Annotated in this window: 14 protein-coding genes; 9 read left to right on the forward strand and 5 right to left on the reverse strand. The window is 70.0% G+C overall.

Features of this window, described 5'->3' with window-relative positions; genetic code table 11:
• Window positions 1-228: 228 nt before the first annotated feature.
• Both AB0B96_RS34910 and AB0B96_RS34915 read right to left on the reverse strand, forming a co-directional pair.
• The gene (locus tag AB0B96_RS34910) at window positions 229-777 is read right to left on the reverse strand and encodes an Hsp20/alpha crystallin family protein (RefSeq protein ID WP_350947094.1); all 549 of its coding nucleotides are present in this window, start codon (window positions 775-777) and stop codon (window positions 229-231) included.
• A gap of 195 nt (window positions 778-972) precedes the next feature.
• A complete protein-coding gene (locus AB0B96_RS34915) occupies window positions 973-1,113 on the reverse strand; it encodes a hypothetical protein (protein WP_350947093.1) in 141 nt (46 codons plus the stop codon).
• A gap of 267 nt (window positions 1,114-1,380) precedes the next feature.
• On the opposite strand from AB0B96_RS34915, the gene AB0B96_RS34920 reads away from it, so the two are divergent.
• The 6 genes from AB0B96_RS34920 to AB0B96_RS34945 all read left to right on the forward strand — a co-directional run bounded on the left by AB0B96_RS34920 (window position 1,381) and on the right by AB0B96_RS34945 (window position 11,441).
• On the forward strand, window positions 1,381-2,025 hold the full coding sequence (locus tag AB0B96_RS34920; RefSeq protein ID WP_362905713.1) for a hypothetical protein: 645 nt from the start codon (window positions 1,381-1,383) through the stop codon (window positions 2,023-2,025).
• A gap of 259 nt (window positions 2,026-2,284) precedes the next feature.
• Complete coding sequence (locus tag AB0B96_RS34925) at window positions 2,285-4,114, forward strand: ABC transporter ATP-binding protein (RefSeq protein ID WP_362905715.1); 1,830 nt, start codon at window positions 2,285-2,287, stop codon at window positions 4,112-4,114.
• 146 nt (window positions 4,115-4,260) lie between these two features.
• On the forward strand, window positions 4,261-5,949 hold the full coding sequence (locus tag AB0B96_RS34930) for a PQQ-dependent sugar dehydrogenase (RefSeq protein ID WP_362905717.1): 1,689 nt from the start codon (window positions 4,261-4,263) through the stop codon (window positions 5,947-5,949).
• Window positions 5,950-6,401: 452 nt separating this feature from the next.
• The gene (locus AB0B96_RS34935) at window positions 6,402-7,856 is read left to right on the forward strand and encodes a hypothetical protein (protein WP_362905719.1); all 1,455 of its coding nucleotides are present in this window, start codon (window positions 6,402-6,404) and stop codon (window positions 7,854-7,856) included.
• 120 nt (window positions 7,857-7,976) lie between these two features.
• Entirely contained in the window at window positions 7,977-9,566 is a 1,590-nt protein-coding gene (locus tag AB0B96_RS34940) for an arabinofuranosidase catalytic domain-containing protein (protein ID WP_362905721.1), read from the forward strand.
• A 45-nt stretch (window positions 9,567-9,611) separates the two neighbouring features.
• Window positions 9,612-11,441 (forward strand): RICIN domain-containing protein, encoded by a 1,830-nt coding sequence (locus tag AB0B96_RS34945; protein WP_362905723.1) that lies wholly within the window; start codon window positions 9,612-9,614, stop codon window positions 11,439-11,441.
• Window positions 11,442-11,547: 106 nt separating this feature from the next.
• Here the strand turns inward: AB0B96_RS34945 and AB0B96_RS34950 are convergent, their stop codons facing one another.
• Window positions 11,548-12,240: a response regulator transcription factor gene (locus AB0B96_RS34950; protein WP_350947086.1), complete on the reverse strand. Its 693-nt coding sequence runs from the start codon at window positions 12,238-12,240 to the stop codon at window positions 11,548-11,550.
• The gene (locus AB0B96_RS34955; RefSeq protein ID WP_362905725.1) at window positions 12,237-13,124 is read right to left on the reverse strand and encodes a histidine kinase; all 888 of its coding nucleotides are present in this window, start codon (window positions 13,122-13,124) and stop codon (window positions 12,237-12,239) included. Before AB0B96_RS34955 ends, AB0B96_RS34950 begins: the two co-directional genes overlap by 4 nt.
• 210 nt (window positions 13,125-13,334) lie before the next feature.
• Between AB0B96_RS34955 and AB0B96_RS34960 the strand changes: the two genes are divergently transcribed.
• From AB0B96_RS34960 to AB0B96_RS34970, 3 genes are read left to right on the forward strand one after another with little or no spacing between them, the layout of a single operon-like run.
• Window positions 13,335-14,060 carry an ATP-binding cassette domain-containing protein gene (locus AB0B96_RS34960; RefSeq protein ID WP_350947084.1) on the forward strand — a complete coding sequence of 242 codons (726 nt, stop codon included), beginning with the start codon at window positions 13,335-13,337 and terminating at the stop codon, window positions 14,058-14,060.
• Window positions 14,060-14,821, forward strand: coding sequence for an ABC transporter permease (locus tag AB0B96_RS34965; protein ID WP_362905728.1), 762 nt, complete (start codon window positions 14,060-14,062; stop codon window positions 14,819-14,821). The genes AB0B96_RS34960 and AB0B96_RS34965 overlap by 1 nt, the downstream gene beginning before the upstream one ends.
• Complete coding sequence (locus AB0B96_RS34970) at window positions 14,818-15,591, forward strand: ABC transporter permease (RefSeq protein ID WP_362905730.1); 774 nt, start codon at window positions 14,818-14,820, stop codon at window positions 15,589-15,591. The genes AB0B96_RS34965 and AB0B96_RS34970 overlap by 4 nt, the downstream gene beginning before the upstream one ends.
• Window positions 15,592-15,756: 165 nt before the next feature.
• On the opposite strand, the gene AB0B96_RS34975 is transcribed toward AB0B96_RS34970, so the two are convergent.
• Window positions 15,757-16,095, reverse strand: a complete 339-nt coding sequence (locus AB0B96_RS34975; protein ID WP_362905732.1) for a hypothetical protein — start codon at window positions 16,093-16,095, stop codon at window positions 15,757-15,759.
• Window positions 16,096-16,126: the final 31 nt, after the last annotated feature.

The raw sequence follows: 16,126 nt of genomic DNA on the forward strand, positions 1-16,126 counted from the left end.
TAAGACCCGGGGGTTGAGGGGTGTCCGGGCGGGCGCCCGCGCGGGGGGGGGGGGGGGGGGGGGGGGGGGGGGGGGGGGGGGGGGGGGGGGGCCCCCCCCCCCCCCCCCCGGCCGGCGCGTGCGGTGCGGGGGTGGACGGCTCAGTCGGTCATGCGGGCCGCGCACGGACAGCGAGGCGTCGGGAGGCGGCGAGAACCTCGACCTGCGGACGTGAGGGGGAAGGCCCGGTCAGGACCGCTTTCCGCCTTCGGATCGCCCTCCGGAGCGGCCGCTCTCCGAACGTCCACTCTCCGGGCGCCCCTTGGAATGCCCGGCCTTGACCTGGATGCGTCGCCCCTGTCCCTGGGTGGCCTTGGGGATCCGCAGGGTCAGGATCCCCTCCTCCATCGACGCCTCCACGCCCTCCTGGTCCACGTCGGAGGGGAGCGAGGTGTGGAAGTGGAATCGTCCCGTCCGAACCCGCAGCGCGTTGGAACTTCCCTCTTCCTTGTGGACCTCGCCGTTGACGCACAGTTCGCGGCCGTTGATGGAGATCTCGACGTCCTCGGGTGAAATGCCGGGCATCTCCAGCCTGGCGAGGTAGGCGTCGTCGATCTCGTCGATCTCGGCGATCGGCATCCACGGGCGTTCCGCCTCGCCCTCGACCGTCGGCCGGGTCAGCAGTCCGAGCTGGCTGAACAGGTCCTGCATCTCCCCGAAGGGGTCCCTTCGCAGTATCGCGAACGGCTCGACCCCGTGCATGTGGCCGCCCCTGGTGCGCCTCATCGGCAATGTCATGACATCCCCCTGCTTACGCTTGAATCAGGCTCCTCGTCCCCCACGAGGGAACCTCGGCCGCAGCAGGGCAACGGCCCGCGCGGCCAGTAGCACAGCGCTACCGCGTAGTGACAGATACCCGACAAAGGTCGCGACTACACTCGCCGCCGACCCCACCCGCCCCGCCGGGCGGTGTCCCCGGCGACCTCCAGCGGGTCACCTCTCGGGCTCCCCCTCCTCGGCCCGGTAGGACGTGGTCCAGGTGGCACCGCACCGGCAGTGGGACAGCACGAGCAGCTCGCCCCCCTCGGTCACGGTCATGTCGCGATTGAGGCGGACGTGAACATGCGTGCTCATGACGGGTGGACCTCCATTTGATCATTGGTTCCGGCCGGTCCTCGGCCGCGAAGCCCCGGCGCCGTCGGGGCCGCGGTCACGCCGCCCGGCCCGGGGAGGTGATGTCTTTCCTCACCACATCCCCAAAGTATGCGATTTTATGACAAAAGTGATGATTTTCCATATTTAGCCCATGGGCTCGCGTCCTCCAGGAAGGGGGCCGAACGCCGACGAGCGCGGCGATTCCCCCGCCCCGCGCTCGCGAAATTTTTTCCATATGGTAAAAGCATGTTCTTCGAGCCCCCATCGGCGCAGGAAGAAGCACTCCGCCCGCCCAAACTCGGGCCGCCCGCCTGGTACGCCCCGCCCGCGGAGGAGATGGGCGCGGCAGTGACCAGCGATCTACTGCTCGCCCGCACCCCGAACGTCGCCATCGCCCTGCCGACGATCCGGGCGTTCACCACCGGATGCCTGTTGGACGTGGAGATCGTCATGAGGCGGCGTTCCCTGCCTCCCGACGACTTCCAGGCCCTCCAGATGTCCGTGTTCCCCCACATGATCTCCAGCGTGAGCGCCCGCGGGTTACCGGACAACCTGCTGCGGTTCGGCGTCCGCTTCGCCGACGGCACCAAGGCCACCACCGTCGGGCAGAGGTTCGACCTGGCAGGGCTCCCGCAGGATCCGCCCGTGAGCCCACAGCTCTCCTGGCTGCTCGGAGGCACGTCCCTGCGTAGCGGCGACAATGACGAAGGGAGTCTCTTCAACATAGGACTGTGGCTCTGGCCCTCAGCGCCCCCGGAGACCTTCGAACTCGGCGTGGAGTGGCCCGATGGCGGGATCGAGCTGAGCATCACCACCCTGGACGGCGCGGCCATCGTGTCCGCCGCCGAGCGATCGGTCCCGTACTGGCCCGATCCCCCACTGGGCGACTGACGCGCTCCCGGCTTGAAGGCCGGAGCACGGCGGACGATTTCAACGGACCCTGACCTGCGCGGACCCCCACGAGTCCCGCTCGCCGCCCTCCCGGCCACGGCACGCACTTGACCGAGAGGGCCTAACCGCCCCGAGAACCTCGGACCCGCCGCCCAGCCGGGGCGACGGAGCCCCGATGACCCGGCCGGCGAAAAATCGTTCGCATCCTCCTGACACCCTGCGTCACCATTGCCATGACCGAGGGTGTTCGGAGGGGCGGATGGCCGTGCTGGAATCACTCGATTCTCCAGAAGACAGACCGTCTCCCCGGAGGTCGGCCGTCCTGCTGGCGCTGCGGTACTACAACCGGGAGCTGCTGAGACAGTGGCGGGTCGCCGTGCCCGCGCTCACCCTGCCCGCGTTGGGCAACACCTGCCTGTTCTATCTCGCCCCGCTCGCGGTGGGCGCGATCGTGGGGCGCCTGTCCGATGGCGGGGACGACGACGTCGCCGCCCTCATGCCGTACGTGCTCGGCTTCGGCGCGACGCTGCTCGCCGGGGAGGTGCTGTGGCGGGTGGGCATTCACTTCCTGAACCGTACGGACGCCCGGGGTGTCGAGTGGCTCGGGGTGATGGCCATGGACAGGCTGCTGGCCAAGGACGCCGCGTTCTTCCACGACAACTTCGCCGGCTCGCTGACCAAGCGGGTACTGAGCTTCTCCGGCGGGTTCGAGAACTTCGTGGACACGCTCACCTTCTCGATCATCGCCAAGGTGGTGCCGCTGGCCTTCGCCTCGGTGGTGCTGTGGCGGTATCACCCGCTGCTGGTCTTCGTCCTCCTCGGCCTCATCGTCGTCACGGGCCTCGTCATCGCCCCGCTCATTCGCCGTCGCCAGAGACTGGTGGACCAGCGTGAGGCCGCGAAGGTGCGGGTGTCCGGGCACATCGCCGACGTGCTGGCCAACATGGAGACGGTCCGCGCGTTCGCCGCCGAGGAGCGCGAGGCCGCGAAGCACCGGGCGCGGGTCGCCGAGCAGCGCGGGCTGACGCTCCGCTCCTGGGACTACGCCAACCTCCGGGTGGACACCGTCATCGCCCCGCTCTCGATCCTCACCAGCACCCTCGGCCTGCTCCTCGCCATCACCCTCCGCGGCGGCCTGGGCGTGGAGGCGATCGTGGTGACGTTCAGCTACTACACGACCTCGATCAACATCATGTTCGAGTTCAACCAGATCTACCGTCGCATGGAGAGCGTGCTCACCGAGTCCGCCCAGTTCACCGAGCTCCTCCTCACCCCGCCGGCAGTCGTCGACCCCAAGGACCCGCAGCCGCTGCGCCCCGCCGACGCCGGCGTCCGGTTCGAGCGGGTGACGTTCGCGCACTCCGGCAATCCGCCGCTGTTCGACGGCCTGGACCTGCACATTCCCACCGGCACCAAGGTCGGCCTGGTGGGCCGGTCGGGCGGCGGCAAGACCACCCTCACCCGGCTGCTGCTACGCCTCATGGACATCGAGGGCGGCCGGATCCTCATCGGCGGCCAGGACGTCACCCGGCTCCGCCAGGCCGACCTGCGCAGCCTGATCTCCTACGTCCCGCAGGAGCCCGCCCTGTTCCACCGGTCGTTGCGCGACAACATCGCCTTCGCCCGGCCGGGCGCCACCGATGCCGAGATCCACCGGGTGGCGCGGGCGGCGCACGTCACGGAGTTCGCCGAGACCCTGCCGAACGGCTTCGACACGCTGGTCGGGGAACGCGGCGTCAAACTCTCCGGCGGCCAGCGGCAGCGCGTCGCCCTCGCCCGCGCCATCCTGCGCGACGCGCCGATCCTGCTGCTGGACGAGGCCACGAGCGCGCTGGACTCCGAGAGCGAGACTCTCATCCAGGAGGCCCTGTGGGGCCTGATGCGTGACCGCACCGCCCTCGTGGTCGCGCACCGGCTGAGCACCGTCGTGCGCATGGACCGCCTCGTCGTCCTCGACCAGGGCCGCATCGTGGAACAGGGCGACCACCACGAGCTCCTTCGTGCCCAGGGACCGTACTCCCGCCTGTGGCACCACCAGTCCGGCGGTTTCCTCCTCGAAGAGGACAGCTCGGACGCCGTCCCCCGCTGAGAGTCTCACCGTTCGCGTGAAATTTTCACCGGTGTGACGCCGTACTCCCAGAGTGTCAGGGTGGATCGATCACGGTGTTTGAGGTTCCGCGGCCCGCGTGCCTACGGTGCTGACATACGTAAAGTGATTCGGTCAAGGAGGCCATCATGCGCGCCCGCGTCATACCGGCCCTGATTCTGGCTCTGCTCGCGCTGGTCGTCACCGCCCCCGAGGCCCGCGCCCAGGTGGTGGGCGGCTTCGACTTCTCCCGGGCGCAGGTCTCCGTCACGGGCCTCCAGGTTCCCTGGGGTCTGGCGTTCCTGCCGGACGGCAGCGCGCTGGTGTCAGAACGCAACACCGGACGCATCCTGCGGGTGCGGCCGGACCAGACACCCACGGCGGTCGCCACCATCAGCGGGGTGAGCGCCTCGGGTGAGAGCGGCCTGCTCGGCATCGCCGTGTCGCCCACCTACGCCCAGGACGGCTGGGTGTACGCGTACTTCACCAGCACCGCCGGGGACAACCGCCTGGTCAGGCTGCAACTGACCGCGCCACAGACACAGACGGTGATCCTCTCGGGGGTGCCGAGCGCCACCATCCACGACGGCGGCCGCATCGCCTTCGGGCCCGACGGCATGCTCTACGTGGCGACCGGCGACGCCGGCACCACCGCCAACGCGCAGAACGTCAACAGCCTCGCCGGGAAGATCCTGCGGATGACACCCACCGGAGGCGTGCCCTCGGGCAATCCGATCGCCGGCTCCCGCGTCTGGACCTACGGCCACCGCAACGTCCAGGGCCTGACCTGGGACTCCCAGGGCAGGATGTACGCCGCCGAACTCGGGCAGAACACCCGGGACGAGATCAACCAGATCGTCGCGGGCTCCAACTACGGCTGGCCGACGTGCGAGGGCACCTGCAACAACCCCTCCTTCCGCGACCCGATCGTCACGTGGACGACCGCCGAGGCGTCGCCGAGCGGGCTGGCCTGGGCCAACAACACGCTCTTCGTCGCCGCGCTGCGCGGCCAGCGCCTCTGGACGGTGCCACTGAGCGGCGCCGGCACCCCCGGCACGCCGCTGGCCGAGTTCCAGTCCACCTACGGGCGGCTCCGCACGGTCGCGGTCGGTCCGGACGGCTGGCTCTGGGTGGCGACCAGCAACCGGGACGGCCGCGGCACCCCGGCGGCGCAGGACGACCGCATCGTCCGCGTCCCACCGGCCACCACCGGGGGCGACACCACCGCGCCGACCGCGCCGACCGGCCTCACCGCGTCGGGGACGACCTCCACCGGCACCACCCTGGCCTGGACCGCCTCCACCGACAACGTGGGCGTGACCGGATACGACGTCCTGCGCGCGCCGGGCGCGTCCGGCGGCACCTTCACCCAGGTGGGGACCTCGGCCACCACCTCGTACGCCGAGACCGGGCTCACCGCGAACACCACCTACCGCTACCAGGTCCGGGCCCGCGACGCGGCGGGCAACCTCTCGCCGGTGTCGAACACGGTGACGGTCACCACCACCCCGGGTGGCGGCGGCCCCGGTGGGTGCTCGGCGACGGGGACCGTCCAGACGCAGTGGTCGAACGGATACGTGATCCAGCCGGTCACGGTCACCAACACCGGCACGTCCGCTACCAGTGGCTGGACGGTGACCTTCACGCTGCCGAGCGGCCACGCCGTCACCGGTTCGTGGAACGCCACGCTGACCGTGAGCGGGCAGACCGTCACGGCGAGGAGCGCCGGGCACAACGGCGCGCTCGGCCCGGGCCAGAGCACCACCTTCGGTTTCCAGGCGAGCCGCCCCAACGGCAACACCCAGACGCCGTCCGGCTACCAGTGCACGAGCCCCTGAGTCCTGCCCACGCCTGAGAGAAGCGGCACGCCACCGGGGAATCGGTCCCCCGATGGCGCGCCGATCCCGGTGGGCACGCGCACCCGCCTCGCATCGCCGTGCGAGGCGGGTGCGGTTCGGTTCGTGTTCGACCGGGGCCTCGGCCACCGACGGCCGAGCCCCGTCATCCGCCGCGCTTCGCGCGGATCGTCGGGCGGGGATGCGCAGGTCGACGCCGATTCTCGGCGTGAAGCGAACCGATTCGATGAATCAAGCAGGGTGAACATGGCCTGTCCACCCGGAACAGTCAAGGCATCCATCACGCTAAAAGCCGTGTTTTACGAAACATCGATGTCATCGAACCGTCACTTCATTGACACGCTTCGGTGACCGGTTCTACGATCCTTTCGAATCGGTTCGCAAGTGCAGCCCTCCGAAGAGCGTCCCCCCCAACGCCCTGCAAGGAGCCGCCCGTGAAAGCCCCCTCCCGCGGCAGGCCGCGACGATCCCGTGCGCTCGTCGCCCGTCTCGTGGTCGGCCTGCTCGTCACCGGCGCCTCCGTGACCGTCACCGGCTCCCCGGCCCAGGCCGCCGACGAGTCGATCACCGTCGACTTCTCCACCACCGGCGGTGCGCCGACCTACCGCGCCTCCGGCTGGATCTACGGCATGCCGGAGAACGCCGTGGGACCGGCCGACCACTTCTTCCGCGACGTCAACTTCCGTTTCATGCGCGCCGGCGGCGCGCAGCTCCCCGGGAGTGGCTGGGTCGGCGGGACCTACGACCGCCGGTGGAACTCCACCCTCGCCCATGCGCGCAGGACCGTCGCCCTCGGCGGTCGGTTCATCCTCCTGCCGCACGACCTGTGGGGTGCGGACGGCGCCGGGATCTCCCGCTTCCCCGGCGACAACGGCGACTGGACCGACTACGACGACTTCCTGAACCGCCTCGTCAACGACGTCCGGGCCTCCGGGCTGAGCATGCAGTGGGACATCTGGAACGAGCCCAACATCACCCTGTTCTGGAACCGCCCGATCTCCCAGTACCTCGAACTGTGGCGCCGCACCTACCGGCGCATCCGGGCGGAGTTCCCCAGCCGGCTCATCGTCGGCCCGAGCTGTGCCTGCGTCCCGTCCACCACGCACACCTTCTGGAACCAGTACCTGGACTTCGTCCGCTCGACCGACACGGTGCCGGACATCATCAGCTGGCACTCGCTGCCCGGCGACCCGGTCGCCAACGTCGCCGCCGCCAACGCCACCCTCGACCCGCGCGGCATCCCGCACCCCCGCCCGTACCAGATCAACGAGTACGGCGCGCCCGAGGAGCAGAACCCCGCCGACGGCGCCTGGTACATCGCGCGGCTGGAGCGGGCCCGCGCGGACGGCCTGCGGGCGAACTGGGCCGGTGGCGGCGACCTGCACAACGACCTCGCCAACCTGCTGGTCCGCGACTCGGCCGGCCGGCACCAGCCCAAGGGCGAGTGGTGGGTCTACCGCTACTACGCCTCGCAGACCGGACAGGTCGTCTCGGTGACCGCCGGGCCGTCGTACGACGCGCACGCCACCAAGACGAGCGGGGTCGCGAAGGTGCTGGTCGGCGGCGGTCGCACCACCGGAAACCTGACCGTGAACCTGCGGCGCCTGGACACCACCAGCGGCATCGTGCAGAACAACCAGGTGCGTGTCCTCACCCAGCGCATCCCGTACAACGGCGGCGGCGCGGTGCAGGGCCCGATCACGGTCTCGAACAACGTGGTGAACCTGTCGAACAACAACGTCACGGTGACCCTGCCGTACGGCAACCAGACCGACACCTACACCATCACCCTGCTGCCGCCCTCGGACGGCGGCTTCCAGTCGGTGGTGGTGGCCCAGCACTCCCGCCCGGACGCGACACCGCAGGCCCCACCCGCCCACCGTCGGTGACCCTGGCGGGCCAGAGTCGCCGTCAACACGGTGGAAGTGCTGTCGAATCGGTTCGACAGCACCGTCACCGTGGAACGTCCGCAGACCCTCGCTTTCTCACAACAGAACAGGAGTCACACCGTGCGAATCCCGTTACGCAGCAGGTCAGGGCAGGTCCGCGACCCCATGCCCCGACGCCGTCGCCTCCGGCTGCTGAGCGCCCTGGCCGGCGCGCTCGCCGGCGTCCTCATCGTCGGCGGCGTCACACCAGGCACCCAGGCTCCGGCCGAGGCGGCCGCCTCGGCGTCGGCGGCGGCCGCCATCGAGCCGGGGCAGAGCACCAGAATCGTGGGTACCGCGTCCGGCCGCTGTCTCGAAGTCCCCAACGCCGGCACCGCCAACGGCGCCCAGACACAACTGTGGGACTGCCACGGCGGCGCCGGCCAGATCTGGACCTGGACGTCGAGCAAGCAGCTCATGGTCTACGGCAACAAGTGCCTGGACGCCTACGGCCGGGGCACCTCGAACGGCACCGCGGCGGTGATCTGGGACTGCAACGGCCAGACCAACCAGCAGTGGAACGTCAACGCCAACGGCACCATCACCGGCGTGCAGTCCGGCCTGTGCCTCGACGCCAACGGCGCCGGCACCGCGAACGGCACCAAGATCCTCCTGTGGGCGTGCCACGGCGGCACCAACCAGCAGTGGACCTCGCCCACCACTCCGACCCCGACGCCGACTGTGACTCCGACGCCACCGCCGCCCGGCGCGCGTCCGTGTGACATCTACGCCTCCGGCGGCACCCCCTGCGTGGCGGCCCACAGCACGACGCGGGCGCTCTATGAAGCGTACGCCGGCAACCTGTACCAGGTCCGCCGCTCGTCGGACAACACGACCCGCAACATCGGCCTGCTGGCCGCGGGCGGCACCGCCAACGCCGCGACGCAGGACTCGTTCTGCGCCGGCACGACCTGCGTGGTGACGGTCGTCTTCGACCAGTCGGGACGGGGCAACGACCTCTGGTACCAGGGATCGAGCGTGGTTCCCGGCTCGCCGCAGAGCAGGCCGGCGATCGCCACTTCGGAGTCCCTCACCGTGGGCGGCGCGAAGGCGTACTCGCTCTACATCAACCCCGGCAACAGCTACTGGCGGGACGGGCACCTCACCGGGGTGCCGACCGGCGCCGCCCCCGAGGGCATGTACATGGTGACCAGCGGCACCCACGTCAACAACGGCTGCTGCTTCGACTACGGCAACAGCGAGACGACGCGGAAGGCCGACGCCGCCGGGGCGATGGACGCCATCAACTTCAGCACCCAGTGCTGGTTCGGCGGCTGTTCCGGCACGGGTCCCTGGGTGCAGGCCGACCTCGAATGGGGCCTCTTCCCCGGCGGCAGCCAGAGCTGGAACCCGAACCAGCGCGCCTTCAACAGCAAGTTCGTCACCGCGACCCTGAAGAACAACGGCACCACGCGCTTCGCGATCAAGGGCAGCAACGCCCAGTCCGGCAGCCTCTACACGCTGTGGGACGGCGCGCTCCCGCCCGGATACAGCCCGATGAAGAAGCAGGGCGCGATCATCCTGGGCAGCGGCGGAGACTGTTGCAAGCCCGACGGCGGTGCGAACCTGAGTGCGGGCACCTTCTACGAAGGGGCCATGGTCGCCGGCTACCCGTCCGACGCGACCGAGAACGCGGTACAGGCAAGCGTGGTGTCCGCCGGCTATCGCTGAGCGGGCACAGAGCGGTAAGGGTTCCCAGGTCTTTGTGGAGGTCTGATGAGCAACCGCACGGTCCATCCGGTACTCCGTAGGACGGCCGTCCTGATGGCCGCGACGCTCCTGCTCGTGGTGAATCTGGTCGGCAGCGGTTCGGCGGAAAGGATGCAGATGTGGGACAACGGCGTGGCCGACACCCCGCCGATGGGGTGGAACAGCTACGACTCGTTCAACTGGAGGGTCACCGAGGCCGATGTCCGGGCCAATGCCGACTACATGGGTGCGAACCTGCGGCAGCACGGCTGGCAGTACGTCGTCATCGACTGGGCGTGGTACTACCCTGGCCAGCACACCGGTAGCCCCAACCAGGACGCCAACCTGCAACCCCGGCTCCGGATGGACGCCAACGGGCGGTTGCTGCCCGACACCACCCGGTTCCCCTCGGCGGCCGGCACCAACGGATTCAAACCGCTCGCCGACTACGTGCACGCCCAGGGGCTGAAGTTCGGCGTGCACCTGATGCGAGGCATTCCCCGGCAGGCGGTCGCGGACAACGTGCCGATCCTCGGCACCGACTGCCGCGCCAACCAGATCGCCAACGGCACCACCGCGGCCTGGCTCAACCTCATGTGGGGGCTGGACATGACCAACCCCTGCGCGCAGGCGTACCTCGACTCGGTGTTCCAGCTGCTGGCCTCCTGGGGGGTCGACTTCGTGAAGGTGGACGACATCTCCGCGCCGACGTACCGGCAGGCGGAGGTCGAGGGGTACCGGGTGGCGATCCAGCGCAGCGGTCGCCCGATGGTGCTGAGCCTCTCCCCCGGCGCGACCCCGCTGGCCGGCGGATCGCACGTGCGGGCGAACGCGCACATGTGGCGGATCGTGAACGACCTGTGGGACAACTGGTCGGCTCTCGACGCGTTGTTCGACCAGTTGCACAACTGGACGCCGCACCGGACGAAGGGAGCGTGGCCCGATCCGGACATGATCCCGATCGGGCGGCTGTCGAAGTACGGCCCGGTCGGCTCGCCGCGATACTCCAACCTCACCGCCGACGAGCAACGCACGCTCATGACCCTGTGGGCGATCAACCGGGCGCCGCTGATGTGGGGCGGCAACCTCGTCGAGAACCGGCCGGCGGAGCTGGCGTTGATGACCAACTCCGCGGTGCTCGCGGTCGACCAGCACAGCACCGACAACCGCCGGCTCTACGGAGGGACCCGGCAGGTGTGGACCGCCAACGTGCCGGACAGCGACCACCGCTACGTCGCCCTGTTCAACCGAGAGAGCGCGACGGCCAACGTGTCGGTGAACCTCGCCGACCTCGGCATCGGCTCGGCCGTCGTGACCGACCTGTGGTCCGGTGCGAACCTCGGCACCTCGACCGGGACGTTCAGCCGTTCGCTGCCCCCGCACGGCTCCGGGCTCTACCGGCTGGCTCCCCAGACCACCGTCCCGCCACCGGCCACCTACACGATGACCGCGCGGCACAGCGGGAAGTCGCTGGACGTCAACAACGCCGCGACGACCGACGGCGCGAACATCGTGCAGTGGACGGCGAACGGGCAGGCGAACCAGCGCTGGCGCTTCCAGGACGCCGGTGGCGGCTACTACACGGTGACGAGCGTCAGCAGCGGCAAGTGCCTCGACGTGTACGGCGGCGCCACCGCGACCGCGAACGGTGCCCGGGTGGTCCAGTGGGCCTGCAACGGAGGCACCAACCAGCAGTGGCGTCTCCAGGACGCCGGCAACGGCTACGTGCGGCTCGTCGCCCGCCACAGCGACAAGTGCCTCGACGTGCTGAACGCCGGCACCGCCGACGGAGTCCAGGTCGTGCAGTGGACCTGCGGCACCGGCACCAACCAGCAGTGGCTCCGCACCCAGGTGTGACCGTGGGCGAGTGAGCCATCATGCCTCGGGGGCGGGACGACGGTCGTCGTCCCGCCCCCGAAGCCGCAGTGACCTCCGAGTAAGGGGGGACGGACAGGTGCGGAGTTCAGCGGATGTTTCCGGTGTGTCCGCGCGGTCGCACCAGTCCCGCGTCGAACGCGGCGATGACGAGCTGCGCTCTGTCACGCGCGCCGGCTTTGGCGAGCAGGTGAGAGATATGCGTCTTGACGGTTTTGACGGATATCGTGAGCCGGGCGGCGATCTCGTCGTTCGACAGGCCCCGCCCGACGAGGGTGAGCACCTCGACCTCCCTGCCGGTCAGCCGCCCCACCGGCGGACGCGGGTGCGAGCGCGGCGTCATCACGTAATGCTCGACGAGCCGGGTGAGGATCGACGGGGCGAAGAGGGACTCCCCGCGATGGGTGCGCCAGATCGCGTCGATGAGCTGCTCGGGCACGGTGTCCTTGAGGAGAAACCCCGAAGCACCGGCGTGCAGGGCTTCGTAGACGTACTCGTCCAGCTCGAACATGCTCAGCACGAGAATTCTGCTCGTCGCCAGTGCCGGGTCGGCGCCGATCTCCCGGGTGGCCCTGAGCCCGTCGAGCCGGGGCATGCGCACATCCATCAGGATCACGTCGGGTCGGGTCGCTCGCGCCACGGCCAGCGCCTCCACGCCGTCGCCGGCCTCACCGACGACGGCCAGGCCGGCCGCGTTGTCGATGACCATCGCGAGACTCCTGCGGAGTAAGGGCTGGTCATCGGCGAGCACCACCCGGACGGGGCGGTCGCCGTCGTTCACGTGCCGACCTCGTCCGGGATCCGGGCGACGACCCGGAAGCCTCCTTCGACGGCCGCGGCGTGGAGGCTGCCGCCGAGACCCGAGACGCGTTCCCGAAGGCCCGCCAGCCCGTGGCCCGCGCCGGGCCTCGCCGACCAGGGGCCTTCGGGGCCACCGTCGGGACCGCTGTCGGCGACCGTGACCACCACCGTGCCCCCGTCCCGGTAGACGTGCACCGAGACGGTGGTGGGACCGGCGTGACGCGCCGAGTTGTTCAGGGCCTCCCGCACGATTTTGCAGATCGCGATCTGGACCCCCTGGGAGACCTCGCCCAGCGGTTCGAGGTCCAGCCGGGTACGAAGGCCGGTGATCTCGGTGCCGCGGACGATCGCGGGAAGCTGCTCGAGACTCTCCACGGGCAGCCGCGGAACCTCCTCGTCGCGGGAGCCTCCGGACGTGCGGAGCACGGTCAGCATGCGACGCAACTCGGCCGTCGCGTTCCTGCCCGCCGCCTCGATGTCCGCGAGGGCCTCCCGCAGCTCGGCGACGTCACGCCCGTCGGCGTTCGTGACCTGGCGGACCGCGGCGGCGCGAACGGTGATCAGCCCGAGGCCGTGGGAGACGATGTCGTGCAGGTCCCGCGCGATCCGCATCCGCTCCGCCAGCACCGCCTCCGTGGCGGCCCAGCTGGTGAGCCGCGCCTCGTAGTCGGCACGGGTGGCGCGCGTCCGCCGGACCGCCCAGACCGCGACGCCGATCGCGATCGCCGCGATCAGCGAGGGAACGACATCGGCGAGTGGTCCATCGGCTCCTGTCGCGAGAAGGACCGCGAGCAGCACGACGAACACCACGCCGCTGACCAGCCCGGCATGCGAGCGCCATACAGGCCGCTGAAGCGTGTTCATCACCGTCATCCTAGGCGCCGAGCCGAAGCCCTCGTCAGGTTCGGAACAAGGGCCAGGGCACATCACGCCGGTCTCCCCCGCTCGATCTCAGCCCTGGGTCCGACGGCCTCCGGTCCGAGACGCGCCGCCGGGTTTCGATCCGACGTCCGATGCGGGGGCGGCCGTCCCCCGGTTGACTGATCGCCTCACCACGACTCACACGAGGGTTGAATGATCACTGTCGAACACGTCAGCAAACGGCGGGGAAGCACCCAGATCCTGTCCGACGTCGGTTTCGAGGCCCGACCGGGCCGCGTGACGGGCTTCCTCGGCCCGAACGGGGCGGGAAAGTCCTCGACACTCCGGATCATCCTGGGCCTGGACCGGGCGCAGGAGGGTGTCGCGCTCGTGTGCGGCCGGCCTTTCGCCCGGCTGAACCGCCCTTTGACCACCGTGGGCGCGCTGCTCGACGGGAGCGGAGCACACCGCTCCCGGACAGGGCGGGCTCACCTGCGCTGGGTCGCCGCGAGTAACGGCCTGCCCCGTGAGCGGGTCGACGAGGTCCTCGCCGTCGTCGGCCTGACGGAGGCCGCGGGAAAGCGCGTGAGCGGATACTCGCTCGGCATGGGGCGACGTCTGGGCCTCGCGGCGGCTCTGCTGGGCGACCCGGAGGTGCTGGTACTGGACGAGCCGATCAACGGGCTCGACCCCGGGGGCATCCGATGGATGCGGCGGTTCCTGCGTGATCGCGCCGCCGCGGGCCGGACCGTCCTGCTGTCGAGCCATCTCATGGGCGAACTCGCCGAGACCGTCGACGACGTCGTCGTCATCGACAGGGGGCGAATCGTGAGCCGGGGCACCCTGGCCGAGGTCACCGGCGACCACCGAACCCTCGAGGACGCCTTCTTCGCGCTGACCTCGGCGGGATCCGGCGACGCGACGCCGGGAGGCCGGTAGTGCGAATCGTCCGCGCGGAGTCGCTCAAGCTCCTCGGGTTACCGTCGGCCTGGATCGCCGTCGTGATCGGCCTCGTCGTGTCACCGGCGATCGCCTTCCTCAACGCGTCCACGATCGTGCGGGCGATCGAGAACGGCACCCTGACCGTTCCCGGCGGCGACGCCGGATACCAGGAGCTCGCGTTCGGCGTCCTCGGCGCGATCGTCCTCGGCGTGGTCGCCATCAGCAGCGAATACCTGACCGAGGGAGAGGAGTCGGCCGGCGCACGCCAGGTCACCACGAGTCTGACCGCCGTACCCTCCCGCCCCCGGTTCCTCGCCGCGAAGACCACGGCGCTGGTCCTGACGGTGGCCGCGCTGGCGACGGTCACGACCGCGGTGACCCTCACCGTCACCCGGGTCGTCCTCGGCGACCACGCCGCATCGCTCACCGCCGACACCGCTCCGCGCGTGCTCGGGGTCGTCCTGTACTGGGTGCTCACCTCGCTGCTGGCCTACGGCATCACGCTGCTCACCCGCAACGGCGTCATACCGCTGACGGTGCTGATCCTGAACACCTCTCTCGTGTCGGTCACCTACCTCCTGTCCCGCGTGATCGACGCCGCGAACTATCTGCCGGACCTGGTCGGGGCACGGATGTTCCTCCGCGACGTCAGATCCTCCGTGCACATCGCTCCGGTGACCGGCGGCCTGGTGATGACGTCCTGGGTGATCGCGGTACTCGCCCTCGGTGTCGCCGTGTTCCGGCGGAGAGACGCATGACCGTCACCTCGGGGCAGGCACGGTCCCGTCGTGAGATCGTCAGGGACGCGTTCCGCGCCGAGTTCGTCAAACTGCTCACCCTGCCCGCCCTGTGGCTGACGACGTTCGGGACCTGGGGCGCGGCACTCGTCCTCGATGCCGCGTTCGTCGCCGCGGCGAAACAGGGGCGAGGCGACGCGACCTCCACACTCGACGTCGGCCTGGCCGCCGTCGGATACCTGCAGGCCGGCTTCATCGTCCTCGGCGTCCTGGCCGCCACCTCGGAGTACGGTGGCGGCCAGATCCGGACGAGCCTGACGAGCATGCCCCGAAGGATCGAGTTGCAGCTCGTCAAGGCACTCGCCCTCGCCCTCGCGGCCGTCCCGGTCGCCGCCGTGACCGTCGCCGCCGGCGTGGTGATCGCCCGGTTCGCTCCGGTGGACGTGGCGGCCCCCGTGGACGGTCACCGAGCGGCGCAGGCCGCGGCCGGGGCGATCGCCTACCTCGTCCTCACCACGTTGATCGCCTTCTCCCTCGCGACCGTCGTGAGGAGGAGTCTCCCGGCCGTCGCGGTCCTGCTCGGCCACTACTTCGTCGTCGGCCCGTACGTCCGGGATCACACGGATTACGCCACCTACCTGCCCGACGCGGCGGGTCGCGGCATGTGGCTCTCGGCCGGCGCGGAGACCGGCACGTCGCTCGGTCAGTGGGAGGGCTCGCTCCTCGTCCTTGCCTGGACGCTCGTCGCGCTCGCCGCCGCGGCCCTCGTCTTCGAACGCCGAGACGCCTGACCCGGCCGGACGACAACGGATCCTCGTCGCGGGAACGGCACCTCAGGACGAAGAGACTCTTTCGCAGGGTGTCTCCCGTTGCTGGAGTTCTCCGGGGTAGGCGCGTATGCCCGGCGACTCGGCCGTCCTCGCGACCACGGTGAGGCGGCGCCCCGGACGAGCGGCTCAGGAAACGGGACGGATCTCCACGATCGGACAGGCCGGCCAGGACTTGGCCATGAGCAGGGCCTCCTCCATGTCGGCGACGTCGACTTCCGCGTATCCGCTGACCACTTCCCCGCCGTCGGCGAAGCGTCCGTCAATGACCACCGGCTCGCCGAGGTCGAGACGCACGGTGGTGGCGGTGTGGGCGGGCGCCAGATAGGCCTGGTGTGTGATCTTGTCGGCGTGGTCGGCGAACCAGCGTCCCACGGCCCCGTAGGCGGTCTCGCGTTCTTCGGCGCTCATCGCCTCCAGTTCCTTGGCATGCGATTCGGTCTCGATGAACATGAGCACGTATTTCACAGCGTCTCCCTTCTCTCAGGCTCCTCACCAC

Origin of the sequence: Streptosporangium sp. NPDC049046, from assembly GCF_040649155.1 — a bacterium.
Lineage (GTDB): Bacteria > Actinomycetota > Actinomycetes > Streptosporangiales > Streptosporangiaceae > Streptosporangium.